Origin of the sequence: Burkholderia contaminans, assembly GCF_029633825.1 — a bacterium.
GTDB classification, from domain to species: Bacteria; Pseudomonadota; Gammaproteobacteria; order Burkholderiales; family Burkholderiaceae; genus Burkholderia; species Burkholderia contaminans.
In genome coordinates this window covers 373,840-399,652 of sequence record NZ_CP090642.1, presented here as the reverse complement: position 1 = coordinate 399,652, position 25,813 = coordinate 373,840, and the positions used below count along the sequence as shown (strand labels likewise).

At 65.9% G+C, this 25,813-nt stretch carries 24 protein-coding genes; 13 read left to right on the top strand and 11 right to left on the bottom strand.

Annotated features, from left to right (window positions below):
* The first annotated feature begins 20 nt into the window (after positions 1 to 20).
* Positions 21 to 704: a type 1 glutamine amidotransferase domain-containing protein gene (locus LXE91_RS33905; protein WP_039362504.1), complete on the top strand. Its 684-nt coding sequence runs from the start codon at positions 21 to 23 to the stop codon at positions 702 to 704.
* 64 nt (positions 705 to 768) lie between these two features.
* Here LXE91_RS33905 and LXE91_RS33900 read toward each other — a convergent pair whose 3' ends face one another.
* From LXE91_RS33900 to LXE91_RS33890, 3 genes are all read right to left on the bottom strand, one after another.
* Positions 769 to 2,013 (bottom strand): saccharopine dehydrogenase family protein, encoded by a 1,245-nt coding sequence (locus LXE91_RS33900; protein WP_039362444.1) that lies wholly within the window; start codon positions 2,011 to 2,013, stop codon positions 769 to 771.
* A 43-nt stretch (positions 2,014 to 2,056) separates the two neighbouring features.
* Positions 2,057 to 2,974 (bottom strand): acetoacetate decarboxylase family protein, encoded by a 918-nt coding sequence (locus tag LXE91_RS33895; RefSeq protein ID WP_039362441.1) that lies wholly within the window; start codon positions 2,972 to 2,974, stop codon positions 2,057 to 2,059.
* Positions 2,975 to 3,305: 331 nt separating this feature from the next.
* Positions 3,306 to 3,968: a glutathione S-transferase family protein gene (locus LXE91_RS33890; RefSeq protein ID WP_039362438.1), complete on the bottom strand. Its 663-nt coding sequence runs from the start codon at positions 3,966 to 3,968 to the stop codon at positions 3,306 to 3,308.
* Between the two features lie 123 nt (positions 3,969 to 4,091).
* Here LXE91_RS33890 and LXE91_RS33885 point away from each other — a divergent pair, with 123 nt between their 5' ends.
* Positions 4,092 to 5,072, top strand: coding sequence for a helix-turn-helix transcriptional regulator (locus LXE91_RS33885; protein ID WP_039362501.1), 981 nt, complete (start codon positions 4,092 to 4,094; stop codon positions 5,070 to 5,072).
* 203 nt (positions 5,073 to 5,275) lie between these two features.
* Here LXE91_RS33885 and LXE91_RS33880 read toward each other — a convergent pair whose 3' ends face one another.
* A complete protein-coding gene (locus LXE91_RS33880) occupies positions 5,276 to 5,920 on the bottom strand; it encodes an HD domain-containing protein (protein WP_039362436.1) in 645 nt (214 codons plus the stop codon).
* A gap of 156 nt (positions 5,921 to 6,076) precedes the next feature.
* Here LXE91_RS33880 and LXE91_RS33875 point away from each other — a divergent pair, with 156 nt between their 5' ends.
* Complete coding sequence (locus LXE91_RS33875; protein ID WP_039362432.1) at positions 6,077 to 6,484, top strand: DUF3224 domain-containing protein; 408 nt, start codon at positions 6,077 to 6,079, stop codon at positions 6,482 to 6,484.
* A gap of 206 nt (positions 6,485 to 6,690) precedes the next feature.
* Here LXE91_RS33875 and LXE91_RS33870 read toward each other — a convergent pair whose 3' ends face one another.
* Positions 6,691 to 7,929 (bottom strand): SfnB family sulfur acquisition oxidoreductase, encoded by a 1,239-nt coding sequence (locus tag LXE91_RS33870; RefSeq protein WP_039362429.1) that lies wholly within the window; start codon positions 7,927 to 7,929, stop codon positions 6,691 to 6,693.
* Positions 7,930 to 8,221: 292 nt separating this feature from the next.
* Here LXE91_RS33870 and LXE91_RS33865 point away from each other — a divergent pair, with 292 nt between their 5' ends.
* The 3 genes from LXE91_RS33865 to LXE91_RS33855 all read left to right on the top strand — a co-directional run bounded on the left by LXE91_RS33865 (position 8,222) and on the right by LXE91_RS33855 (position 11,602).
* Complete coding sequence (locus LXE91_RS33865) at positions 8,222 to 9,493, top strand: acyl-CoA dehydrogenase family protein (RefSeq protein ID WP_039362427.1); 1,272 nt, start codon at positions 8,222 to 8,224, stop codon at positions 9,491 to 9,493.
* Positions 9,490 to 10,890, top strand: coding sequence for an LLM class flavin-dependent oxidoreductase (locus LXE91_RS33860; protein ID WP_039362424.1), 1,401 nt, complete (start codon positions 9,490 to 9,492; stop codon positions 10,888 to 10,890). The genes LXE91_RS33865 and LXE91_RS33860 overlap by 4 nt, the downstream gene beginning before the upstream one ends.
* Positions 10,891 to 11,092: 202 nt before the next feature.
* Positions 11,093 to 11,602 carry a P-loop nucleotide/nucleoside kinase family protein gene (locus LXE91_RS33855; RefSeq protein WP_039362421.1) on the top strand — a complete coding sequence of 170 codons (510 nt, stop codon included), beginning with the start codon at positions 11,093 to 11,095 and terminating at the stop codon, positions 11,600 to 11,602.
* 77 nt (positions 11,603 to 11,679) lie between these two features.
* On the opposite strand, the gene LXE91_RS33850 is transcribed toward LXE91_RS33855, so the two are convergent.
* On the bottom strand, positions 11,680 to 13,110 hold the full coding sequence (locus LXE91_RS33850) for an MFS transporter (RefSeq protein WP_039362418.1): 1,431 nt from the start codon (positions 13,108 to 13,110) through the stop codon (positions 11,680 to 11,682).
* A 347-nt stretch (positions 13,111 to 13,457) separates the two neighbouring features.
* On the opposite strand from LXE91_RS33850, the gene LXE91_RS33845 reads away from it, so the two are divergent.
* The 3 genes from LXE91_RS33845 to LXE91_RS33835 are packed head-to-tail and all read left to right on the top strand — an operon-like array spanning position 13,458 to position 16,134.
* Positions 13,458 to 14,450 carry an aliphatic sulfonate ABC transporter substrate-binding protein gene (locus LXE91_RS33845; protein WP_039362416.1) on the top strand — a complete coding sequence of 331 codons (993 nt, stop codon included), beginning with the start codon at positions 13,458 to 13,460 and terminating at the stop codon, positions 14,448 to 14,450.
* A gap of 11 nt (positions 14,451 to 14,461) precedes the next feature.
* Positions 14,462 to 15,316 carry an ABC transporter permease gene (locus LXE91_RS33840; protein WP_039362413.1) on the top strand — a complete coding sequence of 285 codons (855 nt, stop codon included), beginning with the start codon at positions 14,462 to 14,464 and terminating at the stop codon, positions 15,314 to 15,316.
* Positions 15,313 to 16,134 carry an ABC transporter ATP-binding protein gene (locus LXE91_RS33835; RefSeq protein WP_039362411.1) on the top strand — a complete coding sequence of 274 codons (822 nt, stop codon included), beginning with the start codon at positions 15,313 to 15,315 and terminating at the stop codon, positions 16,132 to 16,134. Before LXE91_RS33840 ends, LXE91_RS33835 begins: the two co-directional genes overlap by 4 nt.
* A 207-nt stretch (positions 16,135 to 16,341) precedes the next feature.
* Here the strand turns inward: LXE91_RS33835 and LXE91_RS33830 are convergent, their stop codons facing one another.
* The 5 genes from LXE91_RS33830 to LXE91_RS33810 form a co-directional block, all read right to left on the bottom strand.
* Complete coding sequence (locus LXE91_RS33830; RefSeq protein WP_039362409.1) at positions 16,342 to 16,872, bottom strand: OsmC family protein; 531 nt, start codon at positions 16,870 to 16,872, stop codon at positions 16,342 to 16,344.
* 475 nt (positions 16,873 to 17,347) lie between these two features.
* Positions 17,348 to 18,913: a methyl-accepting chemotaxis protein gene (locus LXE91_RS33825; RefSeq protein ID WP_039362406.1), complete on the bottom strand. Its 1,566-nt coding sequence runs from the start codon at positions 18,911 to 18,913 to the stop codon at positions 17,348 to 17,350.
* A 293-nt stretch (positions 18,914 to 19,206) separates the two neighbouring features.
* Complete coding sequence (locus LXE91_RS33820) at positions 19,207 to 19,710, bottom strand: VOC family protein (protein ID WP_261336591.1); 504 nt, start codon at positions 19,708 to 19,710, stop codon at positions 19,207 to 19,209.
* Positions 19,707 to 20,444 carry a formylglycine-generating enzyme family protein gene (locus tag LXE91_RS33815; RefSeq protein ID WP_039362399.1) on the bottom strand — a complete coding sequence of 246 codons (738 nt, stop codon included), beginning with the start codon at positions 20,442 to 20,444 and terminating at the stop codon, positions 19,707 to 19,709. Before LXE91_RS33815 ends, LXE91_RS33820 begins: the two co-directional genes overlap by 4 nt.
* Positions 20,445 to 20,456: 12 nt before the next feature.
* Positions 20,457 to 20,696 carry a hypothetical protein gene (locus LXE91_RS33810; RefSeq protein ID WP_174990631.1) on the bottom strand — a complete coding sequence of 80 codons (240 nt, stop codon included), beginning with the start codon at positions 20,694 to 20,696 and terminating at the stop codon, positions 20,457 to 20,459.
* A 611-nt stretch (positions 20,697 to 21,307) separates the two neighbouring features.
* Between LXE91_RS33810 and LXE91_RS33805 the strand changes: the two genes are divergently transcribed.
* The 4 genes from LXE91_RS33805 (at position 21,308) to LXE91_RS33790 (ending at position 25,714) form a co-directional block, all read left to right on the top strand.
* Positions 21,308 to 22,027: a thioesterase II family protein gene (locus LXE91_RS33805; RefSeq protein ID WP_039362396.1), complete on the top strand. Its 720-nt coding sequence runs from the start codon at positions 21,308 to 21,310 to the stop codon at positions 22,025 to 22,027.
* Between the two features lie 155 nt (positions 22,028 to 22,182).
* Positions 22,183 to 23,133, top strand: coding sequence for a UDP-glucuronic acid decarboxylase family protein (locus LXE91_RS33800; RefSeq protein WP_039362393.1), 951 nt, complete (start codon positions 22,183 to 22,185; stop codon positions 23,131 to 23,133).
* A gap of 207 nt (positions 23,134 to 23,340) precedes the next feature.
* Positions 23,341 to 24,651: a diaminobutyrate--2-oxoglutarate transaminase family protein gene (locus LXE91_RS33795; protein ID WP_039362390.1), complete on the top strand. Its 1,311-nt coding sequence runs from the start codon at positions 23,341 to 23,343 to the stop codon at positions 24,649 to 24,651.
* A gap of 76 nt (positions 24,652 to 24,727) precedes the next feature.
* Entirely contained in the window at positions 24,728 to 25,714 is a 987-nt protein-coding gene (locus LXE91_RS33790) for a TauD/TfdA family dioxygenase (protein ID WP_039362498.1), read from the top strand.
* Positions 25,715 to 25,813: the final 99 nt, after the last annotated feature.

The following is a 25,813-nucleotide window of genomic DNA, read 5'->3' as shown; positions in this document are numbered from 1 at the left end:
CGATGAAAGGGAACCGCATCATGAGCAAGCGCATCCTGCACGTCGTCAGCAACGTCGCGCACTACGCCGATCCGTCGCAACCGACCGGCCTGTGGCTGTCCGAGCTGACCCATGCGCATCACATCTTCGCGGCGAAGGGCTATGAGCAGCGGCTCGTGAGCCCCAAGGGCGGCGTGTCGCCGCTCGAACCGCGCTCGCTCAAATGGCCGCACGCCGACGCCGCCGCGAAAGCGTGGCGCGCCGACAAGGCCAATGAAGCGCTGCTGGCCACCACCGCACGCCCCGACGAGATCGATCCGGCCGATTTCGATGCGATCTACTTCACCGGCGGCCATGCGGTGATGTGGGACTACCCGGACGATGCGGGGCTGCAGCGGCTCACGCGCGAGATCTACGAGCGTGGCGGCGTCGTGTCGTCGGTCTGTCACGGCTATTGCGGGCTGCTGAACACCACGCTGTCGGACGGCTCGCTGCTGGTTGCCGGACGCCGGATCACCGGCTATTCGTGGGTGGAGGAAATCCTGGCCGGCGTTGCGAAGAAGGTGCCCTACAACGTCGAGGCGCAGATGCGGCAGCGTGGCGCACGCTACGAGAAGGCGCTGCTGCCGTTCACGTCGAATGTCGTCGTCGACGGGCGGCTCGTGACCGGCCAGAATCCGCAATCGGCGAAAGCGACTGCGGAACAGGTCGTCGCATTGCTGTGATTGTTGTTTCGCAATCCGATCTTTAACGGCTTTCCGACGAATGGCGACCAGGCGGCACGCGCGCTCAAATCACCTCGAACCGCAACCCCGCATGGCGCACCAGGCGCTCGACGTAGCGCGCGTCGAACATCGTCGCGGGCGTCCAGAAGCCGCCGCCGCGACCGGTCTTGACGCCGTCTCCCGTGCAATCGAGTGCGAGGCTGATCGCAGCCTGCCCGAGCATCTTGCCGGTGGAGCCATAGCCCGGATCGCGGTCGCCGGTGACTTTCACGCGCAAGGTCTTCCCGTCGTCGGTGCGGCCGAAGAATCGCAAATCGTAGCGGCCGGCCAGCTGCGCCGCGGCGCTCGGCCCCTCGCCGGGTTTCGGCAGCAGGAAGCGCTCCATCACGCTGCGCACCGGCTGGATGACGACACCCACCATGAACGCACCGAGGCCCGCCACCATCGCCACCGCGCTCAGGCGGCCCTTGAGGCCCGTGCCCGTCATCACCGCTTCGTCATACGTGAAGCGGCTGCCGTACGCGTTGCCGGCAAGCGCATTGGAGCGATGCACGACACGCTCGTTGATCGCCGCCATCACGAAGGGCGCGATCCATGCGTCGAAGTCGCGATCGAATGCGGCCGATCGCACCGCATGCTGGCGCATCGTGAAGCCATGCCCGTTCGGACACAGTGAATAAGGATCGAGCAGTTCGCGACGCAACGCGGGATCGGCCGCGGCTTCCCGGACGACGTTGATCACGCTCGCCACCGTGCCGCCCGACGCGCCGCCCTTCAATGTCTTCACCCGCATCTTCACCTGCGTGGCCGGTACGCCCCACTGCTGCCGCGCCTGTTGCTGCAGGAAGAACACGCCCATGTCCGACGGCACCGAATCGAAGCCGCAGCAATGGACGATGCGCGCGCCGGATTGCCGGGCCGCGGGCTCGTACCTGTCGATCATCCGTTTGATCCAGTGCGTCTCGCCGGTGAGATCGCAGTAGTCGGTGCCGGTTTCCGCGCAGACCCTGACCAGCGGCTCCCCGTAAAGCGCATAGGGGCCGACGGTGGACACGACCACCCGCGTCTGCGCGCAGAGCGCGCGAAGCTGCGCTTCGTCGGCTGCGTCGGCGACGATGATCGGCACCGACTGCCCGGCCGCGCCCAGCGTCTCCCGGACCTGCCTGAGCTTCGCTTCGGAGCGGCCGGCGATGGCCCAGCGCAGCGTCTCGCCAGCGCCCGACAGGTACTCGGACAGGTAGCGGGCGAGGATCTGCCCGACGAAACTGGTGGCGCCAAATACGACGAGATCGTGGGTCGGACGGGTCATGGGCGATTCCTTCGGCGCGGGCGTGCCGCGAAGTGGCGTGGCGTCAGCGTGACTTTCCGGGTTCATCGAAGGCCTTCAACGGGGTCGGCAGGTTCAGCACCAGTTGCGCGTCCTTCACCACGTCGAGACGCAGGATGGTGGACGCGCCCAGCCCGTCGAGCAGCTGGCTTAGCGGGCCGCCGTGCCGCACGAGCTCGACGTTGCGCGGCAACAGGCGCTGGGCGAACGATAGCGCATTCGTCTGCACGAGTGTCTGGTGCCATTCGCCGTCGATGCGGTTGATCATCGTCGACGTGCCCATGTGCGACTGCGACGCGACGTTCGTCAGCCCGGGCATCGGCACGCTCAGGCTCAGGTCCGGCCGCCCGCCCGGGCCGGCAATGCGTGCGCGGGCAGTGGCGCCGAGGTTCACGTCGATGTCGGCGAGCCACTTGGGCAGCTGGTAGCCGTGCACGCCACGCACCCGCGCGATTTCCGTGGTGACGGGCAGCGCGAGCACGTGCGCGAAGAAGCTGCGGCGCCGCATCGAGTCGATCAGTTCGAGCGTGTGCGACCCGGTCGCGCCGGGCCGGCGGATCACCACCGCGACCGACACTTCGTCATACGGATCGTTGTCGCATACCGAATACGAGAAGAAGGTCAGCGCGACCAGCCCGTACCCGGGGAGCGCGCGCAGCGGCTCGAGCGGCACCGGCAGCGTGGTCCGCAGGCGTTCGAGCGGCGCCAGGAACAGCAGCTGAATGCTGCTGGAACGGTAGTAGAAATTCGGCGCCCAGGTCGGGCCGACCCGCGACTCGACCTGACGCTTCGGAATCCAACGGAAAAAGTCGATGTTCCCCGCCGCGGGATCGCGCGCCACCTCGTCGAGGTCGGGGTTCATCCGGAACCGGTCGTAATACCCGCCTTCGGGCACGTCGACCTGGTGTGGACCGAATTCGACCTGTGTCAACCGCCTGTCCATGTTCGTCGCCTCTCGTCGATGATCGACCGTGGCAGGCAACACCCGATGCCCGCTGACTCACTGCCGTCAGCAAGCACTCTAAGATTCAAGTCAACTTCAAGGTCAAGGCGCCGAGTAGAGGGGCACGTCGGATTGCGTTCGAGCGACTGGCCGACGCTGCCCTGCGGGAGCCAAACCACCCGGCGGGCGCGCGACGGTCCTTGCCGCGTATCAATACCTCGCGGTGGTTACGCAACCGCACCCGTCACCCAACGTGTGCACGCCCGGCAATCCGTCCGCTCGCATCTCAGCTGAAGGCCGCCTATTCCGCAAGGCCGGAGGCCCGAAGGCCCTAGTCGAGCCCGCGAAGAAAATCAGGAACCGCTTCTCCGATCGAGGCAAGATAGCCGGCCATCGCACCGGCGACCTTGCGCACGGCGGGACGCGCCGTCATCCGCTCGCGCCAATCGAGCAGGCGGGGCGTTTCGTCCGTCATCGGTGCGCCCTTGCGCGCACCGAACAACTGCGCCATGTAGAACGCGATGTCGGCGTAGGAATACGATTCGGCCAGAAACTCGCGATCCGCCAGCACGTGCTCCATGCGCCGATAGTATTGAGCCGCTGCGGCGCGTGCAGCCTGTGCCGCCGGATCGTCCGGTGTCTCCTCCAGCCCCATCAGCCTGACGACATGCGGAAAATAGATTTCGTCGCTGCAGTGTTCGAGCTGACGCGCGATCGCGCGCGCCGCCGGATGCGCCGGCCATAGCGCGGGGTCGGGCTGCAGATCCTCGAGATACTCGAAGATCTGCGTGGAATCGAAAAGCTCGAGATCACCGTCGATCAGCACCGGCACCTGCCGCTTCGGGTTGATGCGCAGCACATCCGGATGTTTGGGGTCGTAGCCGCGACGCTGGCTGAACGGCACCATCACCAGCTCGAAACCGATGCCCTTCTCGTGCGCCGCTATCTCGACCTTCGCCCCGAACATGCTCAGCGGCCCGGAAATGATCTTCATCGTTTGATCCTCTGTGATGTCGTGATGCGTAACCCGCGTCGCTGGAACGGATCGGGAATACGGCCAAGCATAAGCCCGAAAACATGACACCTCATGTCAGGTATTTGAGGTAACGTGTCGCTCATGAAAGCGAGCCGACTGTTGTCGATCATGATGATGCTGCAGGCGCGCGGCCGGATGACCGCGCCGGCGCTCGCCGAAGCGCTGGAAGTATCCGAGCGCACGATCCTGCGCGACATCGACCAGCTCTCCACGGCCGGCGTGCCGATCTGGGGCGATCGCGGCCGCAACGGCGGCTTTCAGTTGAGCGACGGCTGGCGTACCGATCTCACCGGGCTCACCGAGCACGAAGCGCACGCGCTGATTCTGGCGGGCTTGCCCGGGCCGGCGAGAGAACTGGGCCTCGACGGCATGGCGACTTCCGCGCGGCTGAAGATGATCGCGAGCCTGCCGCCCGGCTCGCGCGAACACGCCGATCGCGTCGCCAGCCGGCTGCACGTCGACACCGTCGACTGGTACCGCGCGCAGGAAACGCCGGCATTCCTGCGCGAAGTGGCCGATGCGGTGTGGGGTTCGTACCGTATCGACGTGACATACCAGAGCTGGAGCGGCGTGTCCCGCCGCGAACTCGAGCCGCTCGGCCTGGTGCTCAAGGGCGGCGCGTGGTACCTGGTTGCCAGGGTGGTCGGCAAGCCCGGCGCACTCACGTTCCGGCTCGCGAATATCCTCGAACTCGATGCATCGCGCCGCCGCTTCAAGCGTCCCGCGCGATTCGACCTCGCGACGCACTGGCGCGACGCGATGAGCCGGTACGAAGCCGAGCTCGATCGGCTCACCGCCCATGTCGCCGTGTCGCCGCGCGGCGAAACCTGGCTGGCCAACGCGCGGATCAAGGCCGAACCTGCGGAGCAGGAGGCAGGCAGCGCGGAAGTGCCGCCCGGATGGAAAGCGTTCCTGATGCCGATCGAATCGATCGAGCACGGCGCGCGGAAACTGCTGGGGTTCGGCGCACACGTGAAAATCCTCGGGCCGCAGGCGCTCAAGGATGAATTCCTCGAAGCGTTGGTACAGGTGAACGCGCTTTATCAGGTAGGTGACGATTGAAGCATCGACTTCCGCACCGACGCGGTCGAGACGAGTCGAAACAATGGAACCGTTGAGTCTCCGCCAAGTTCGAAGTCGCGCGTTTCAATGCAACGGAGGTTTCGCGGGCAGAGCCGGATGATCACTCGTGTCGACACGACCATCACCCGCATCGAGCCGTGCGCGTCAGACAACGGCGGTATCTGAAGGCCGCATCGCCACGATCAGATCTCGTCGGAAAACTCGTCGAGAAAGCGCTGCAATCGATCACGGCGAACGATCGCCATACGCGTACCCGTGACGGTCTGGAAACCGGTTGAAAGCCGCAGCAGTTTCGTGCGGAAGTGATCGATCGCGAATCGCTTGTCGTCGAGTTCCCGCGCCGATGCATGCGGATCGACCGGGTCATACAACGCGCTGCCCATCCGGCCCGCGACGTAAAAGCACCGCGCGACGCCCACCATGCCGATCGCATCGAGCCGGTCGGCATCCTGCAGCACCTTGGCTTCCAGCGTCTTCGGCGCGATACGGGCCGAGAAACTGTGCGCCTCGACCGCATGCGCAACGGCGTCGCGCTTCGCGTCCGGCCAATCCAGCGACTTCAGCACCTGCCGGGCCTTTTCCGCCGACAGCCGCGATGCCTGCGCGCGAAGCGGGGAATCTTTCTCCACCGCCACGCAGTCGTGCAGCAGTGTCGCCGCAAACAGCACTTCGGCGTCTCCGCCCTCCTTCGCGTGGATCGCGGCCGCGTTCTTCCACACGCGTTGCAGATGCGACGTGTCGTGCGAGCCATCGCCATTGGCATCGCGCCAGTGCACCAGCAACGCGTTGGCCAGATCCTGAAAGGGTGCGAACGGGGGGAGCGTCATCGGGGAGAGCGGTCGAGGTCGGGATGCCGATTATCGCCGCAAGCGCCGCATGGCAGACGATCCGCCCTCGATTCCGGCATATCAGGCAAACTGCCACCGCCAGCAGAACCCGGTTGGTTTATAGTGCGGGTTGCCAATTCGACGAGGAGCGCTGCAATGACGCGGGTGGCCAATGGTCCGTTTGAAGTGAAGCTGAATCCGGAATCCCTGAGTCCCGTCGCGGAACAGACCGGGCTCGGCCGCATGTCGCTCGACAAGCAGTATCACGGCGACCTCGAAGCCGTCAGTCACGGCGAAATGCTCGCGTTTCGAAGCAGCATCCAGGGCTCCGCCGGCTATGTGGCGATGGAAACCGTGCAAGGCACGCTGGGCGGCCGGCAAGGCAGCTTTGTCCTGCAGCACAGCTCCGCCATGACGCGCGGACAGCCGCAGCAGTCGATCACCGTCGTGCCCGATTCAGGCACGGGAGAATTGCTGGGGCTCGCGGGCTCGATGATCATCACCATCGACAACGGCCTGCATTCGTACCGCTTCGAGTACACGTTGCCGGAATCGCCTCAGTAATCCGGCTCATGCAGCGGATGCGGCTGCTTCGTGGTGTCGCCGCGCCGGGGCAATGACACGTTCCATCCCGCATTCATTTGCCCGATACCCGGCAATTGCACTTCGACGAAGTGCATTGCCGCGTTCGCCCGTAATCGCGCGGATGCGTTCGACCGTGGCGACACGCTCACCCATCACCAAGCCATGACACCACGATCGCCACGCGTTCAATTCCACGCATGGCGCGCCGGCCGCACGCCGTTCAGGTAGTAGTTGCCGACGAGGTGATATTTCCACCGCACCGGATCGTGCAGCGTATGCGTGCGTGCATTGCGCCAGTGCCGGTCGAGGTTGTGCTCGGCCAGCGTCGACTGCGTACCGGCCAGCTCGAACAGCTTCTCGCCCGCGAGCAGTGCGACTTCCGTCGTCAGCACCTTCGCCTCGCCCACCGCCACGGACGCGCGTGCGACATCGTCCTCGGTCACGTCGCCGCGCGCCGCGATCTCGTCGAGCGTACGTGCCGCGCGCTCGAGCAGCGCCTCCGCTGCGTGCAGCTGGATATGCAGATGGCCGATCTCGCGGATCGTCAGCGGATCGTCGGCCGCCCGCTCGACACCGCTGTCGACCCACGGCCGCGTGCGCGTGCGCACGAACGCCAGCGTATCGTCGAGCGCGGCCTTCGCGATGCCCGCGTCGATCGCGGCCTGGATGATCTGCGACAGCGGCCCGTTCAGCGTCGGCAGATCCGACACGCGCTGGGCCGGCAGCACGTGCGACGCCGGCACACGCACGTTGTCGAGCACGACGGTGCCGCTCGCGGTGGTTCGCTGCCCGAACCCCGACCAGTCGTCGATCACGGTCAGCCCAGGCGTGGGCTGGCGAATGTACGCGAGCCACGCGCGGCGCTCGTCGTCGAGGCCGAGCACCGGCACGTAATGCGCGAACAGCGCGCCGGTCGAATAGAACTTGGTGCCGTCGACGACATAGTCGTCGCCGTCCCGGCGCACGCGCGTCTTCAGGTCGAGCACGTGCTTCGTGCCCTTCTCCGAAAAGCCGTTGCCGAACCGCTTGCCGCTCAGCACTTCCGAGAACAGGTGGCGCTTCTGCGCGTCGGTGCCGGTCAGCGCGATCACATCGACCAGCCCGAAATGATTCTGCGGCAACTGCCCGAGCGACGGATCGGCCGACGCGACGATCTTCACCACCTCCGTCAGCGTCACGTGCGACACGCCCGCGCCGCCGTAGGCCTTCGGCACGGTGATGGCCCACAGCCCCGACTGCGAGAACCATTCGATCTCGTCACGCGGCAGCCGGCGCTCCCGGTCGCGCTCGGCCGCCCCTTCCGCGAGCCGCTGCGCAAGTGCATGCGCGGCGGCGATGGCCTGCGCGTCGTCGGCGATCACGCGGGCCGCCTGCGGTTGCGTTTCGGCCGGCCGTTCCTGGATCGTGGCGCTCGTCTCTGACATCGGGCTCTCCTGCTGATTGACGGAAACGTTCAATCTAGCAGCGCGCCGCACGCCGGAAAACCGAGCGATTCGCACAACGATATTCCTTCGCATGACAAACGATGCAGTGTGCGGCCCGCGGTGAACCACGCGTCAGCGACGATATCGACGCCTCCGCATCGACGCCGCGCCGCCTCGCCCGCGTAATGCCCGATGACGATAACGATGTACGAATCCGTTATTGGATCGTCCGCAGTGTGCTTCCTATACTGGCCTGCCGGCATCGACGGCCCCGCCTTTCAAGGATCTCTGCATGACTTCCTCTCCCGCAGCAACCGAACTTTCCATCGGCACCGACTATGACGCGCTTGCCAGCCGCTTCAGGCCGATCTTCGAACGCATCGCAGCCGGCACCGCGGAACGCGAACGCCGCCGCGAGCTGCCGCACGAGGCGATCGGCTGGCTGAAAGCCGCGGGCTTCGGCGCCGTGCGGCTGCCGGTGCGCGATGGCGGCGCCGGCGCGTCGCTGCCGCAGCTGTTCCGGCTGCTGACCGAACTCGCCGCCGCCGATTCCAATCTGCCGCAGGCGTTGCGCGGGCACTTCGCATTCGTCGAGGACTGGCTGAACGCGCCGCCCGGCGCCGATCGCCAGACCTGGTTCGACCGCTTCGCGAGCGGCCAGCTCGTCGGCAATGCGTGGACTGAAACCGGCGACGTGGCGCTCGGCCAGACCATCACGAAGGTATCCGAAAAGAACGGCCGGCTCGTGCTGAACGGCCGGAAGTTCTACAGCACCGGCAGCCTGTTCGCCGACTGGATCGACGTGTTCGCGCAACGCGCGGACGACGGCAGCGACGTGATCGTCGCCGTCTCGACCGCGCAACCCGGCGTGATCCGTGAAGACGACTGGGACGGCTTCGGCCAGACGACGACCGGCAGCGGCACCACGCGCTTCGAAGATGCGGCGGTCGACGCACGGGACGTGATCGACTTCGCACGACGCTTCAAATACCAGACGGCGTTCTACCAGCTCTTCCACGTCGCGACGCTGGCCGGCATCGGCCACGCGATCGTGCGCGACGCGGGCGACCTGGTGCGCCGCCGCACCCGCGTGTACAGCCACGGCAACGCCCCGCGCGCGGCCGACGACGCGCAGCTGCAGCAGGTGATCGGCGAGATCGCGTCGTGGGCCTATGCGGCCGACGCGCTCGCGCTGCGCGCCGCGCAGCCGCTGCAACAGGCCTACGAAGCGCACTTCGGCGGCGATGAGGCGGCCGAGCACGATGCGAACGTCGCGGCCGAGATCGAATCCGCGCAAAGCCAGCTCGTCGTGTCGGAACTCGTGCTGCGCGCGGCGACGCGCCTGTTCGACGCGCTCGGCGCGTCGGCGACCCGCAGCACGACGGCGCTCGATCGTCACTGGCGCAACGCGCGCACCGTGTCGTCGCACAATCCGCTCGTCTACAAGGCGCGGATCGTCGGCGACTGGATCATCAACGGGCGCACGCCGCCGTTCGTCTGGCAGATCGGCAACGGCCCGGGTGCGAGCACGAACACACACGCAGAGACGGGAGCCGCCCAATGAGCAAGACCATCCGCTTCAACGCATTCGAGATGAATTGCGTCGGCCACCAGTCGCCCGGGCTGTGGGCCCATCCGCGCGACCGCTCGTGGCAGTACAAGGATCTCGACTACTGGACCGACCTCGCCCGTGTGCTCGAACGCGGGATTTTCGACGCGATCTTCATCGCGGACGTGATCGGCTACTACGACGTCTACAAGGGCAGCAACTACCACGCGCTGCACCAGGCCGCACAGATCCCGGTCAACGATCCGCTGCAGCTCGCCGCGCCGATCGCGATGGCGACCGAACATCTCGGCATCGGCATCACCGCGTCGACGACCTTCGAGCACCCGTACACGTTCGCGCGCCGGCTGTCGACCGCCGACCATCACACGAAGGGCCGGCTCGCGTGGAATATCGTCACGTCCTACCTTGAAAGCGGCGCGAAGAACGTCGGCGACAACGGCCTGCGTACCCACGACGATCGCTACGCGGTCGCAGCGGAATACGTCGAGGTGCTGTACAAGCTGTTCGAAGGCAGTTGGGAAGACGGTGCGGTCGTGCGCGATCGCGACGGCCGCGTGTTCACGCATCCGGAGAAAGTGCACGAGATCGGCCACAAGGGCCGCTTCTTCGACGTGCCCGGCTACCACCTGTGCGAACCGTCTCCGCAGCGCACGCCGGTGCTGTTCCAGGCCGGTGCGTCCGGCCCCGGCAAGGCGTTCGCCGCGCAGCACGCGGAATGCGTGTTCGTCGCCGCGCCGACCCGCCCGCAGCTCGCGCGCTACGTGGCCGACGTGCGCGCGCAGGCCACGGCCGCCGGGCGCGACGCAAGCAAGGTCCTGATCTACAACCTCGTCACCGTGATCGTCGACGAAACCGACGAGAAGGCGCAGGCCAAGTTCGACGAATACCGCAAGTACGTGTCGTACGACGGTTCGCTGGTGTTCATGTCCGGCTGGACCGGCATCGACTTCGGCCAGTACGCACCGAACGATCCCGTCCGCCGCGTCGAAACGAATGCGATCGTGTCGGCGGTCGAGCATCTCGCGGGCGGCGACACCGCATGGACGATCGAGGAACTGGCGGCCTGGGGCGGCATCGGCGGCCTGGGCCCGGTGTTCGTCGGCTCGGCCGCGACCGTCGCGGACATCCTGCAGGAATGGGTCGCCGCCACCGACGTGGATGGCTTCAACCTCGCGTATGCGGTGGCGCACGAAACCTTCGAGGATGTCGTGCGTTATCTCGTCCCCGAACTGCAGCGGCGCGGCGTGTATCCGACCGGCTATGCGCCGGGTACGCTGCGCGAGAAGCTGTTCGGCGGGTCGGCGCGGCTGCCGGACGAACATCCGGCCGCGCAGTATCGCGACATCGAGCAGGTCAAGCGCGATGCCGAGCAGGTGGCTGCCTACGCGTGACTTCGATGTGACGCCGGGTCGGCCCGCGTGCGGGCCGGCTTCATGACGCCCGGCTGACCAGTGCACCGGGCCGCTCGCCCGGCACGCCGCGCGAGCGAGCATTCTCCTCCGTCCGGTGTGCATTTGAGGCCTGATGCAAAACGACGGCGTTGGCCGGGAAGTCGGCTTGGACCCACGCACGTCGACAAGAAAGGGCAAGCACATGTTGATCACTTTCAGCGGCTTGCCCGGCACCGGGAAAAGTACGCTCGCGAGCCGACTTGCCGTTCGCCTGCAGGCGGTCTATCTGCGCGTCGACTCCATCGAGCAAGCGATCCGGACTTCGGGCGTTCTGGACGAAGGCGCTGAAATTGGCGGAGCCGGCTATGCGGTCTGCTACAGCGTGGCGGCAGACAATCTGGCGATCGGAACAACCGTCGTCGCGGATTCCGTCAACCCGCTCGAGGTGACGCGAAACGCATTCAGGAACATCGCGGCGCGCATCGGTGTTCCCGTATTCGAAATCGAGATCGTATGTTCCGATCGGCAGCAGCATCGACAGCGTGTCGAAACACGGCAGTCCACCATTGCGGGGCTCGTGTTGCCCACATGGCAGGACGTCGTTGATCGCGATTACAACGCGTGGGACCGCCCGCACCTGCAGATCGATACAGCGTTCAAGTCCGTCGAGCAATGCGTCGACCAGATCCTTCGCGCGTTGCCGGTGGCATGAACAGGTTGCGTGCAGTCGCGATCCACTTGTTCCGATTCCGGGATGCGGGAAACCGGTGGTTGCGCTCCCGGTCGCGTTCAGGCAATGCCTTCCTCGTCGTCGATGTCACGCGCCGTCGGCTCGTAACGCACGATCAACAGGAACACGATCGGCGTGGCGGCGCTGATCGCGACGACCCAGAACATGTCCGTGCCGAGCCGCGCCTGCAGGATCGGCAGCACGAACAGCGCGAGCGCCTGACCGATGCCGCACAGCGAACGCCCGAAGCCGACGCCCGTGCCGCGAATCGCCGCCGGATACGACAGCGTCGGATAGATCATCATCTGCGCACCTGGCCCGAACCCTTCGGCGAACAGCCAGGTGCCGAGCATCAGCAGCACGAAGCCGATCGCGAGTGCGCCATGCGGATGCCCTGCCAGCGCGAGCGCCACGAGCGCGACGAACTGCAGCGCGAACCCGGCGATCGCGACATGCCGCGACGCATGGCGATGGGCGAGACGCATGCCCAGCAAGCCACCGGTGAACGCAAACAGCACGTTCAGCGCCAGCGACGCCGCGATCGTTTCGAACACGCCCGCGCCGAGAAACTGCGACAGGATCGACGGCAGGAAGAACGCGATCGCCGTGTATTCGAACGGAATGCACAGGTTCATCACGCTGGCGACGATCGTGCGCCCCTGGTACGGGCGCTGGAACAGCACGCGAATGCGCACGGGCGGCTGGCTCGGCGCGCGTCGGGCGTCCTCCGCTTCGTGTGCATGAATCCCGTACGACTCGCGCAGAATCCGCGCGGCGTTGGCCAGGTCACCCTGGTTCGCGGCCCACAGCGGCGATTCGTTCATGAACCGGTTCCGGAACAGGATGATGACGAGGGCCGGCACCGCGCCGAAGATCAGCGACGCGCGCCACAGCCATCCCGCATGCTCGGCGGGCAGCAGGAAATACAGCCCGAAGATCAGCAGGAAGCAGGCCGACGACGCCACGTACCACATCGGGCACCACGCCGCGAGCCGCGATGCCTTGTTGCCGCGCCCGTTGAACTTCGAGAATTCCGCAAGAAACGCCATCGCGACGGGCAGGTCGATGCCGACACCGAGTCCCATCACGAAGCGCGCGCCGATCAGCACCCAGACGTTCGGCGCGAGCCCGGCCGCGATCGCCGCGACCACGAAAAACAGCATGTCGGCCATGAACACCTGATAGCGGCCGATCTTGTCGGTCAGCCATCCGCCGATCAGGCTGCCGAAGATCGTGCCGATCATGATCGCCGACCCGACCAGCCCGGTCAGCGCCGGTGTCAGGCCGAACTCGCGCGCCACGTCGTCGATCCCGTAGGACAGCGTCGTCAGGTCGTACGCATCGAGAAACACGCCGCCGAGCGCCAGCAGCACGATCATTCGGGCATGGCTGACCGAGCTGTCCACCGTGTTGATGAGTCGCGCGACGTCGCTGGCCGAACGAATGGGTGAGGAAACCGGGGTGACGGCGTTCAGATCGATCGAACTCATCGCATTCCTTAGTTTTTCGCCGAATGACCGGCGAGGTCCGCATGGAGCCGGAAGTCGCACGTATTGCTTCGCGATCGACAGAGGCCGTGTGCAGCCAGGCACCGCTCGACACGCCACGCCATCACGTTCCGGCAGCACGCATTCTGTTCTCCCGTTCCGGTTATCCCAAGCGATATAAACCGATAAATTAATCGGCCCGCGTCATTAAGTTGCCCGGCGTCCGCGCTTAGCAGCAGCGTGCATGTTCAATCGCGGATTTCTTCGTTCGCGGATCGCCGATGCTTCGTTACATTAACCGGTCACCCTGCCTGTTCGCGGCGCGTTGCCGCCCTTCCGGAGAATCCCCGATGAAGCTGTCCTGGTCCCGCGCGTGGCAATCCGCGGCCCTCGTCGTTGCCGCGTTCGCCAGCCTCGTTTCGGTGCACGCACGCGCCGCGACGCCCGCGGAGATCCGCGTCGACTACGCGTACTACTCGCCGGAGAGCCTGGTGATTCGCCACTTCGGCTGGCTCGAAGACGAATTCAAGGCCGACCGCACGTCGATTCGCTGGGTGCTGAGCCTGGGCAGCAATCGTGCGCTCGAATACCTGAACAGCGGTGCGGTCGATTTCGGTTCCGCCGCGGGCCTCGCGTCGGTGCTCGCGCGTGCGAACGGCAACCCGATCCATACGGTCTACGTGTTCTCCCGTCCCGAGTGGACCGCGCTGGTGGTCCGCAAGGATTCGCCGATCCGCTCGCTCACCGACCTGAAGGGCAAGAAAATCGCGGCGACGCGCGGCACCGATCCGTTCCTGTTCACGCTTCGCGCGCTGCACACGGTCGGCCTGACCCGCGACGATGTCGAGATCGTCAACCTGCAGCATCCGGACGGGCGCACCGCGCTCGCGAACGGCCAGGTCGATGCGTGGGCCGGCCTCGATCCGCACATGGCCGCGGCGCAGCTCGATGACGGCGCGCGCCTGCTCTATCGCAACGTCGCATTCAACACCTATGGCTTCCTGAACGTTCGCGACGCGTTCGCCAGCCAGTACCCGCAGGCAGTCACGCGCGTACTGAAGGTCTACGATCGCGCACGCCAGTGGATCGTCGCGCATCCGGCCGACACCGCGCAGATCGTCGCCGACGAATCGAAGGTGTCGCTGCCGGTGGCGAAACTGCAACTGCAGCGCAACGATTTCAGCGATCCCGTTCCGGGTGATACCCAGCGCGCGGCGCTGAAGGCGGCCGCCCCCGTGCTGACGTCCGAGCAGCTGACCAAGCCCGGCGTCGATCCCGCGAAGATCGTCGATACGCTGATCGATCCGTCGTTCGCGCGCCCGCTCGTCGACGCATCGCGCTGAAACTGCCGACCATGCCCGACACCGCCGCCCGCGACGACGCCCTCGCGCCTCGCCGCCCCGCTTCGCCGCCCGCCGGCCGGCGCGACCCGCTTCGCCGGTGGCGGATCGCGGGCCTCGCGCTGCCGTTCGCGGCGCTCGCGTTGCTGGAGGTGGTCGTGCGGCAGGGCTGGCTGCCGAACCATCTCGTCCCGGCGCCGAGCGAAATTCTCGACACGCTCGCCCGCCTGGGCATCACGCGCGTGGCGCGTCATGTCGGCGCGAGTACGCTGCGGGTCGCGGCGGGGTTTGCGGCGGGCGCCGGCTTGGCGCTCGTCGTCGGCGCCGCGATGGGCCTGAGCCGCCGGATCGACGCGCTGTTCGAACCGACGTTCCAGGCGCTGCGCGCGATTCCATCGCTCGCGTGGGTGCCGGTGTTGCTGCTGTGGCTCGGCATCGACGAAGCACCGAAGATCACGCTGATCGCCATCGGCGCCTTCTTCCCGGTGCACCTCGCGGTGGTCGCCGGCATTCGCGACGTCGACCGCAAGCTCGTCGAACTCGGCGCGGTGTACCGGCTCGGCCCGTTCGCGCTGTTCCGTCGCATCCTGCTGCCGGCCGCGCTGCCGCAGATCGTCACCGGCTTGCGCACCGGTCTCAGTCTCGCGTGGATGTTCATGGTCGCCGCGGAGCTGATCGCGGCCACGCGCGGGCTCGGCTTCCTGTTGAGCGACGGCCGCGAAACCGGCCGCCCGGATCTCGTGTTCGGGGCGATCCTGCTGCTGGCGTTGCTCGGCAAGCTGACCGACGGCGCGATGGCGCGCATCGAGTCGCACTGGCTCGGCTGGCGCGACGCCTACGACCACACGCCACGCAAAGGGTCGGCATGAGCACGCGTTCTTCTGCACCCACGGCGGCGAGCACCGCGACACCGCTGCTCGACCTGCGCATCACCCGCAAGCTTTACGGCGATCGCACGATCCTCGCCGACGTCCCGCTGCAGGTTGCGCGCGGCGAGATCGTCTGCGTGGTCGGCCCGAGCGGTTGCGGCAAGAGCACGCTGCTGCGGATCGTCGCCGGCCTCGACACCGATTTCCGCGGCAGCGTGAAGCTGGGCGGCGTCGCGCTCGACGGCCCCTCCCCGCGTGCGGGCGTGATCTTCCAGGAGCCGCGACTGCTGCCGTGGCTGTCGATCGCGGACAACGTCGGCTTTGCGGCCGGCCCGCGCGGCGGGCGCGAGCCGGCCGTCGCCCGGCTGCTCGACGAAGTCGGCCTGGCCGGGGTCGCCCGGCAGCTGCCGGCCACGTTGTCGGGCGGGATGGCGCAGCGCGCGGCGATCGCGCGCGGGCTGTTCGGCGAGCCGGACCTGCTGCTGCTCGACGAACCGTTCAGCGCGGTCGATGCGATCACCCGGATGCGGTTGCAGTCGCTGCTGCTCGATGTCGTCGAGCGGCACCGGACGGCCGCGATCGTCGTCACGCACGATCTCGACGAAGCGCTGTATCTCGGCGATCGCGTGCTGATGCTCGCGCCCAACCCGGGCCGCATCGACGACGAGATCCACGTCGGGGTCGTCCGGCCGCGCGATCGACGCGACCCGGCGCTGGCCGTGCTGCGCGCACGGCTGCTGGACGCATTCCAGCAGCTTCAGGATCGTGCCGACGAGACGAAGCGCCGAACGCACGACCTTCAGGCCTCCGAAGCCTGACTTCGCGCCGGCCGATTCACGACCGGCGTCGCCCGGCCTCGACTCGGCACGCGTTCAGCGCCGGCATGACGCTTCCGTCATCGGATACGGGTACGACAGGAATCGCAGTCGCACCGGAACCACGATCGATCGGTGCGCGGAAAATCGCGCGCCCGCTCACCCCGTAGCGGCGTGACAGGCTGCAACGTACCGGTGCACCGGCGCACTTCAACCGTGCGTATGCCGCAACTCGCCGTCGATCGTCTGCGGCAGTCGCAGCAGGTTGAAGATCGGGCATACGGCCTCGACTGCCTGATGCAGTGCACGAATCGATTCCGGCGGTTCGGGCGAGACGATATCGAGGGTGTAGCGGAGGTTATGCGGGAACACCGGCACATGCTCGAAACCCGGTTGCTGCGCGAGTGGATGCTGGTCGCCGGTCACTTCGACCTCGATCGAGTCGATTTTCAGGCCGCGCTCCGCGGCCTGAATCAGCGTGATGTGCGTCAGGCAACTGCCCAGCACGCCGAGCTGCAGCTCCGGCGATGCCGGCCCGAGGTTGTAGCCCGCGAAATCGGGCGGGCTGTCGCTGATCACCTGGAAATCGCGAATGCGGATCTCCCGCACGCCGCTGCGGCCCAGCGCGCGCACGGTCGCTTTCAGCGGGGTGGCCTTGAGTTCCGGATTGCTGCGCGCGGCTTCCTTTTTCGCGAGCCAGGCGTCACGCTTTTGTTCGAGATAGTCGTTCAGTGTCGTCATGTCGGGCCGATACGGTCGCAATGACTGGCCACGCACACGGCGGCCAATCGGGAGGGAGCTTCATGCTATTCCCTTCCGCGACCGCCACTAAACGATCAATCCAGCAAAGCAATTCGCAGTATGTGATGTCGCATTGCGGCACGCGCGCGCGGGAATTTCAACTGTCGTTCATCCACCTCGAGTTATCCACAATTTCCGTGCATAACCCTGTGGAGAACGTCGGAGAAATTGCCCGTCCGCCTTTACCGGCAAGGATCGCGGCGACGCGGTGCTGCCTCGCGGGCCCTGCACGCAGACAGCGTCGCATCGGGTTCGGCGATCGTCAGATTGTGTGCTTCACCGGCGCCGGCGCATCGATCGCATCGACGTCGGCAGTCACGAAGTCCGCACCGGAAACGTGCCGTGTCGACACCGATGCACCGTGTGGGACACCCGTCCTGCCCGACGATCCCGCTCCGGCGCCGACATCGATGCATCAGGCGAGCGCCTCGTCACGCAGACGGAATTGCGCAACCGCCGCACTCAGCCGCGCGCCCTGTTCGTCGAGCGACAGCGCCGCGGCCGCGGCCTCCTCGACCAGCGCGGCATTGCGCTGCATCGTCTGCTCCATCTGGATGACCGCGGCGTTCACCTGCTCGATGCCCGACGCCTGCTCCTCGAACGCCTGGCCGGTTTCGCTCATGATCATGTTGACGCGCTCGACCGCCGCGACGAGTTCGGCCATCGCCGAGCCGGCCAGTGCGACGAGGCCGCTGCCGTCTTCGACACGCTGCGCGGAATGGCCGATCAGTTCGCGGATCTCCTTCGCCGCCGACGCGCAGCGCTGCGCGAGGCCGCGCACTTCCGTCGCGACGACCGCGAAGCCGCGCCCCTGCTCGCCGGCGCGCGCGGCTTCGACGGCAGCGTTCAACGCAAGGATGTTGGTCTGGAATGCGATGCTTTCGATCACGCCGACGATCCCGGAGATCCGCGTGGAACTGAGCGAAATCGCCGACATCGTCTCGACCACGCGCTGCATCGCCTCGCCGCCGCGCGACGCGATGCCGGACGCGCCTTCGACATAGGTGCGTGCATCGCGTGCGTTGTCAGCGTTCTGGCGCACGGCCGCCGTCAGTTGCTCGACGCTCGCCGCCGCCTGTTGCAGCGAGACGGCCTGCTGCTCGGTGCGCGCCGACAGGTCGACGTTGCCGCTCGCAATCGTGCGGACGTCGCCGACGATCGTCTCCGTGCTCGCGCGCACCTGGTTCACGGTGACGACGAGGCCGTCCTGCATCCGCTTCAGCGCATGCAGCAGATAGGCCATCTCGTTCTCGCCGGGCACGACGACCGTTCCGGTCAGGTCGCCTTTCGAGATCTTCTCGAACTGGCCGACCGCGAGCTTGATCGGCTCGATGATCGCCTTCGCGAGCACGCGCTGCGCCAAGAAGCCGACGACGAGTGCGAAGGCCGCGACCGCCGCCATCCCCCACACGATCCGGTGGAACTGCACGCCGGCCGCGTCGTAGCGCGCCTTTTCGCGCGCGACCTGGAACGCCTCGAGCGCATCGATCGCCTCCTGATAGGCGGCGAACAGCGCGGGCGGCGCGGTACGCTGCGTGTCGAGGAAGCCGAAACCGTCGTCGGCGTCGAGTTGCGAGAGGGCCTTCAGGAACACGCCGTCGAGCAACGCCCGACGGCGATTTTGGAGCGTGTCGAAGAGCGCCTGCTCGTCGGCGTTGCGCGCGTGCAGGCCCGCATAGGCATCCAGTTCGTCGTTGCTCTGCTTGAGAAGCGTGCGGAGTTTCGCGATCTCTTCCTTGCCCGAGTGGCCGGCGCTGATGATCTGCGCGACGTCGCTCATGCGTTCGCGCATCACGAGCATGCGCTCGGAGCTGGTCTTCAGGTGCAGCAGCGACGCGGTGTCGTCGCGGTACATCGCCTCGAGCGAACTGTTGCCCATATAGAGGGCCGCGATGCTTGCGCCGACCACCAGCACGAGCAGCACGGTATAGCCGGCGATGGTCGCGACGAGACCACCACGGATAGTGAGTTGTTTTCGCATGACGTTCCCTTGCGCCGGCCGGGCGCGGCCAGCGGCGGATGTGGATTCCGGATCACGAAAGACGCGCGCAGTGTCGCAACACGGGGCGCATGGGCTGCGAACGGGTTAACGGCGGCGGGAACGGGGAGGTTTTACTGATACGCGACGTGAATCTTGACGATTGCGACAGGGGCGTGGGGATGAATGCGCCCGATTTTCGCCCCCAGCAGTGCCAATGATCGCGTCGGCGGATTTCCGCGAGCGTCGTGCGGCACCCGACGCCTTCGAGTCGCTCGACGCGCCTCGACGGGCAACTAGCCGCCGTTGGCCAGCCTTGAACGGATCTCGTCGGTCGAGAGGTCGCGCAGATGCGTGGCAATCTGCCAAAGATTCCCCCACGGATCCTTCACCATCGCCCGCCTGTCGCCGTACGGCATGTCGGCCGGGGCTTCGAGCGGCGTCGCGTGTGCTGCAAGCGCCCGCCGATAGGTCAGGTCGGCATCCTCGACATACACGTACAGAAATGCCGGCATCGGCTCACGCAGGCCGTCTTCCCCGCTGATCATCAACACGGAATCACCGATCCGGATTTCCGCAGGCAAGCCCGGGCGGTATTCGCCCTGCGCATGAAAAACCGTCCGGATGAATCCGATCAGATTGTGCGGATCCGGCACGACGATCCGGGGCGTGACGGTGTGCCATCCATCGGGCACGAACCTGGTCATGTCGGGCAGCCTCCGAAGAGATTTCCGGGGGTATTGTGCGCCGGGCGCCCTCTGTCGGCAAAGGGGGCGACGCAACGCGGCAAGCGCCGTCAATCTCCGGGCGATCCACGCACCGCGGGCGCGAGTCGCCCATCCCCCGCATCGAGCGACCGCGCCACGCGAAACCCGAGATCGTCGATTGCAAAGGTCGGATGACTGCGACGGCGATTCGTCGCAAGGCAGCCCCGTTCGACATCGGCCCAGCCCCCGCCGCGAAACACGCGATACGAACCGTAGACCGCCGGGTCGTACTGATCCACGCACCACTCCCACACGTTGCCCAGCATGTCGTGCAGCCCCCAGCCATTGGGTTGTTTCCGGCCGACGTCGTGCGTGCGGCCGCCGGAATTGTCCCGGTACCACGCGATGGCATCGAGTTCGCCATACCTCGCGCCCTGCGTTCCCGCGCGGCATGCGTACTCCCACTCCGCTTCGGTGGGCAGCCGGTAGCCGTTGCTGCCCGGAATCGGGGAGGCACCTGTGCCGTCTTCGCCGATTTCGTAAACGCAAGGCAGACCGTCGGCCGTCGACAGCCGGTTGCAGAACCGGACGGCATCGATCCACGACACGTTTTCCACCGGGCAATGCGCTCCGCCATGCGACGACGGCGATAGCCCCGTTACCGCCGCATATTGCGCCTGCGTCACCGGATAGCGGCCAATCGCAAAGCGTTGCAATTCGACGCACCAGGTGCGGCCGATCCGGTCGTCTCTCAATGCGATGGTCCCGGCGGGAACCTGCACCATCGGCAGATCGAGTGTTTCAGATGGATATTCGATGTTCTCCATGCTGCCGCACCGTTACGAAGACAGCCTGACGGAACCGGCTTCGTCATAAGCCACGATGTTCAGCCCTTCCGTCGCAGCCGGCGCGACGAGCGTCGATTTTCCAGACGCGATCTTGCCGCATACCATGTGGAGCAACACGGCATCGTCCGATGCGGTCGCATGAAATGATTTCGCTGTCTGCATTTCCAGGCTCTCCCTCGAACGCCCAGAAAGCGAAAACCCGCCTTCCGGGCGGGTTTTGACGATATCCATTCAGTCGATCGCTATCCCGCCGGCAACATTGCGGCGCAAATAATCGAACGGGTTTGCGAATGGATCATGGGCGTCAGAATAACCAACTGTTCGATCGCGAGCAAGCGGGCTGGAAGCGGTGCACGTCAACCTGCGCGCGTGAAACCGGTACACCAGCCGGAAATGAATATTGAAATATCGGCGCTCCGTCGTGTCTGCGCCGCCATCCATTCAGATAGGGATGGGTTCGACATGGCCGACTACGCGCGTCCCCTCTTCCTACGACATACATCCACGCGGCCTCATGTTTAACTCATGCCCAACCGGATCGGGCTCACTCCGAATCCGGGCGGCGCGCGCACCTTGAAGGTTCATAAAGCCAATCAATGCTTCGATGACTTCCGATGTGCTTGACGCACTGCTTGTGCACAGCGATGACGAACCGGCTATCGGCATGTGAACCAACACGTGCGTCGCAGCCGCACCGGTCGCTCTCCAAGTGAGGATTGCCGACGCATCGCCATGCCAACAACGACTGGAACCTGAATGGTGAAAAACGCCGAACACATGAATTTCCACAGCGCGATCGCCTGTGCGCCGGCAGCAGATGAGCCGCTCGAGTACCCGCCCGCATGCGTCTGATCTGTTTTCCCTATGCGGGCGGCTCGGCCGCCGTCTATCGCGCGCTGCAAGCGTCGTTACCCGGCATCGAAGTGCGCCGTCATGAACTTGCAGGCCGGGGCAGCCGCCTGTCCGAGCCTGCCGTCCGAGACATGTCGACGCTGGTCGACACGTTGCTGCGCGACCTGGACGACTGCTTCGATCGACCCTTCGCGCTGCTCGGACACAGCATGGGCGCGGCGATTGCGGCCGAACTGGCCCTGCGGCTTCCCGCCCACGCACGACCGAACCTGCGGCATCTGTTCGTGAGCGCGCGTGCCGCACCGGGCCACGAGCGCCACGATCGGCGCATGCAGGCGCTGGACGACCGCGCCTTCATCGATGCGCTGCGCGAAATGGGCGGCACACCGAGGGCGGTGCTGGACAACAGCGAACTGATGGCGCTGCTGATGCCGGCGCTGCGCGCGGATTTCACGATGATCGAAAACCACCGGCCCGTGCCCGGGCCCGGGCTGGCGGTGGACATCACCGCGTTCGCGGGCCGGGCGGATAAAGAGGTGCCCGTCGATGCCGTTGAAGGTTGGGGCGCCGCGACGACCGGGCGCTTCGATTTTCACGTCTTCGACGGAGATCATTTCTTTTTGAGAAACGAAATGCGGACGATGGCCGGCATCATCGCGGCGCGCATGCGGCGCCCGGAGCACGCCGCATCGAGCGCACTGCAGGCATGACGGGCCGATCCTCGCGATCGGCGTGCCGGCCGGTGCCGTGATCGTCGAATGAAAACGCCCGTGCGCCTGATCCGCTTCCCTGCCGGAGCTGCGGGCCGGTCAAGCATGCGGGGAGGCAGCGTGGCTTCCCTGCGCGCGATACCTGGAGTGCAATTGTGCAACGTAATCGAAAGCGAATCCTCGTAACGGGTGGCGCGGGTTTCCTCGGTTCGCATCTTTGCGAGCGTCTCGTCGAACTCGGTCACGACGTATTGTGCGTCGACAACTATTTCACCGGCACGAAGCAGAACGTGGCCGCGCTGCTCGGCAACCCGAGCTTCGAGGCGCTGCGCCACGACGTCACCTTTCCGTTGTACGTGGAGGTGGACGAGATCTACAACCTCGCCTGCCCGGCTTCGCCCGTCCACTATCAATTCGATCCCGTGCAGACCACCAAGACCAGTGTGATGGGTGCGATCAACATGCTGGGGCTCGCCAAGCGCACGCATGCGCGCGTCCTGCAAACCTCGACGAGCGAGGTGTACGGCGACCCGGACGTGCATCCGCAACCGGAGAGTTACCGCGGCAACGTCAACCCGCTCGGGCCGCGCGCCTGCTACGACGAAGGCAAGCGTTGCGCGGAGACGCTGTTCTTCGACTATCACCGCCAGCAGAACGTACGAATCAAGGTGGTACGCATCTTCAACACGTACGGGCCGCGCATGCATCCCAACGACGGCCGCGTGGTGTCCAACTTCATCGTGCAGGCGCTGCGCGGCGAGGACATCACGCTGTATGGCGACGGCAGCCAGACCCGGGCATTCTGCTATGTCGACGACATGGTCGACGGTTTGATCCGGATGATGGCCGCGCCCGCTGAACTCACCGGCCCGATCAACCTCGGCAATCCGCACGAGATCGCGGTCAGCGAACTGGCGCAGATCATCTTGCGCCTGACCGGGTCGAAGTCGCGGCTCGTCTTCCGTCCGCTGCCGAAGGACGATCCGACGCAACGTTGCCCCGACATCAGCCTCGCACGCACCCACCTCGACTGGGAGCCGACGATCGGGCTCGAAGCGGGGCTCCGGCGGACCATCGATTATTTCTGCTCGACCCTCGCTGCCTGACGCCGCGCCCGGAAGCCCCGCTTCGATGATCGGGAGGCAACGGCATGACGTGGCGACGTCGCAGGGACGATGTCCCATTTTCAGGTGACAGACGCGATACGGAGACCATGCTCCAATCCGGTCGTACCGTTAACACCATTGGCCAGGATGAAGCGATTCTCGTGCGCCAGTGTCCATCAATCCGCCTTGCAAGCCGGATCTGCGCGCATGGAAAAACTCGAGTATCTGAAGCAGGTCGAATCGAACGCGCGAACCTACGCGACCTCCTTCCCGCGGCTGTTCACCCATGCGAAGGGCATACGCGTACGCGACGCCGACGGGCAGGAATACATCGACTGCCTGTCGAATGCGGGCACGCTCGCGCTCGGACACAATCACCCGGAAGTCAATGAAGCCGTGATGCGGTTTCTATCGTCCGATCAGATGCAACAGGCACTCGACCTGGCGACACCGGCGAAGCACGCATTCGTCGAGCAGCTTTTCTCGCTCCTGCCCGGGAAGATCGCCGAATCCTGCAAGATCCAGTTTTGCAGCCCCAGTGGCGCGGATGGCGTCGAAGCGGCGATCAAGCTGACCCGGCACTATACCGGCCGCCCGACGATCATGGCGTTCCACGGCGCTTACCACGGCATGACGTCCGGCGCACTCGCCGCGTCGGGAAACCTCACGCCCAAGTCGGCCGGCGGCAATGGACGCGACGTTCATTTCCTGCCCTATCCCTACGCCTTTCGCTGCCCATTCGGCACCGACGGCTCGGCGACCGATCAACTCAGCATCAACTACATCCGGACCGTCCTGTCCGATCCCGAGAGCGGGATCACGAAGCCTGCGGCCATCATCGTCGAAGTCGTGCAAGGCGAAGGAGGCTGCATCCCGGCACCCGACACCTGGTTGATCGAGTTGCGTGAGCTGACACTGCGGCATGAAATCCCGTTGATCGTCGATGAGGTGCAGACCGGACTCGGTCGCACCGGCACCCTGTTCGCGATCGAACATTCCGGCATCCGGCCGGACGTACTGGTGCTGTCGAAGGCATTCGGCGGCGGCTATCCGTTGTCGGTGGTGGTCTATGACGAGCGCCTGGACACCTGGCCGCCCGGCGCGCATGCCGGCACCTTTCGCGGCAACCAGATTGCGATGGTGGCGGGCTTGTCGACCATGCGCATCGTCGAGAGAGAAGATCTGTCGGCGCACGCGGACAGGGTCGGCAAACTCCTGGTTGCCGGCCTCGAGGGGCTTGCCGAACGCTTCCCCTGCCTGGGCCAGATACGCGGCCGCGGCCTGATGATCGGCGCCGAAGTCGTCGTGCCCGGCACGCACGGCCGAGCCGGCCCGCCCCACACGGAACGGGCCAAGGCCATCAAGCGGAACTGCCTGCGCAACGGGCTCATCGTCGAAACCGGCGGCCGCAACGGCGCGGTACTCCGGTTCCTGCCGCCGCTGATCGTTTCGGAAGCGGACATCCACGACATTCTCAATCGCTTCGAGCATGCCGTGGAAACGGCCTGCCGCGCATAGCCGCACCGCGGCGCGACCACGCGGGCCGACCCGTTCGTTTTCGCCGTGATCCACGTACAGGAAAGGACTATTGACGATGCTGGGCATGACGGAACGCAAGCTGCTTGCCGAGGGAAGCTCGCCGTGGCTGCTGGAGCCTGTGTCGAATGGACGCGATCTGGCACAGGCGGTGAACGACAACCGGGCGGCACTCGAATCCCGGCTTCTGGAACACGGCGCACTCCTGTTTCGCGGCTTCGACGTTTCATCCGTGGGCGGCTTCGAAGCGTTTGCTCACGCGATTTCGGCCCATCAGTCCGACTACGTCTATCGTTCCACGCCACGCACCTCGATCGGCAACGGCATCTTCACCGCGACCGAGTATCCGCCGAGCGAGACGATCGCCCTTCATTGCGAAAACGCGTATCAACGAAGCTGGCCGCTGAGAGTGGCCTTCTGTTGCCTGACGCCGGCCGCGACTGGCGGCGAAACGCCGATTGCCGACATGCGGGAGGTGAGCCGCAGGATCGGACCGCGCATCCTGGATCACTTCGAGGCGAGACAGGTCCGCTATGTCAGGCACTACCGGCGGCACGTCGACATTCCGTGGGAAACCGTGTTCCAGACCAGCGACCGCAGTGAGGTTGCAGCCTTCTGCGCAGACAACGGCATCGAGCACAAATGGCTCGACGACGACACGTTGCGCACCGCCCAGGTCAACCAGGGCGTGGCCTACCATCCGGTCACCGGCGAGCGGGTGTTCTTCAATCAAGCCCATCTGTTCCACATCTCGAACCTGGAAGCATCGCTCGCCAGTTCGATCGTCAGCCTGTTCGGCGAGGATCGCATTCCGCGCAATGCCTGCCATGGCGACGGGAGTCCATTCGATCTCGCCGACCTCGAGCAGATCCGCCGCGCGTTCCGCGAATGCGCGATCACGTTTCCCTGGCAACGAGGCGACGTCCTGCTGGTCGACAACATGCGCTTCGCGCATGGCCGCAACCCGTTCGAAGGCGAGCGCAAGGTCGTCGTGTCACTGCTGGACCCGTACACGCCCGACATCGAAGGAATCGCCGGTCGTTAGCGAGCGCGAGCGTACACGTCAACGACAAGCGGAATCGATCCAGTGCGCGAAACGCCGTGTCCTTGGATTACGGGGCAGACGCCGGATTAGAGCAATGCT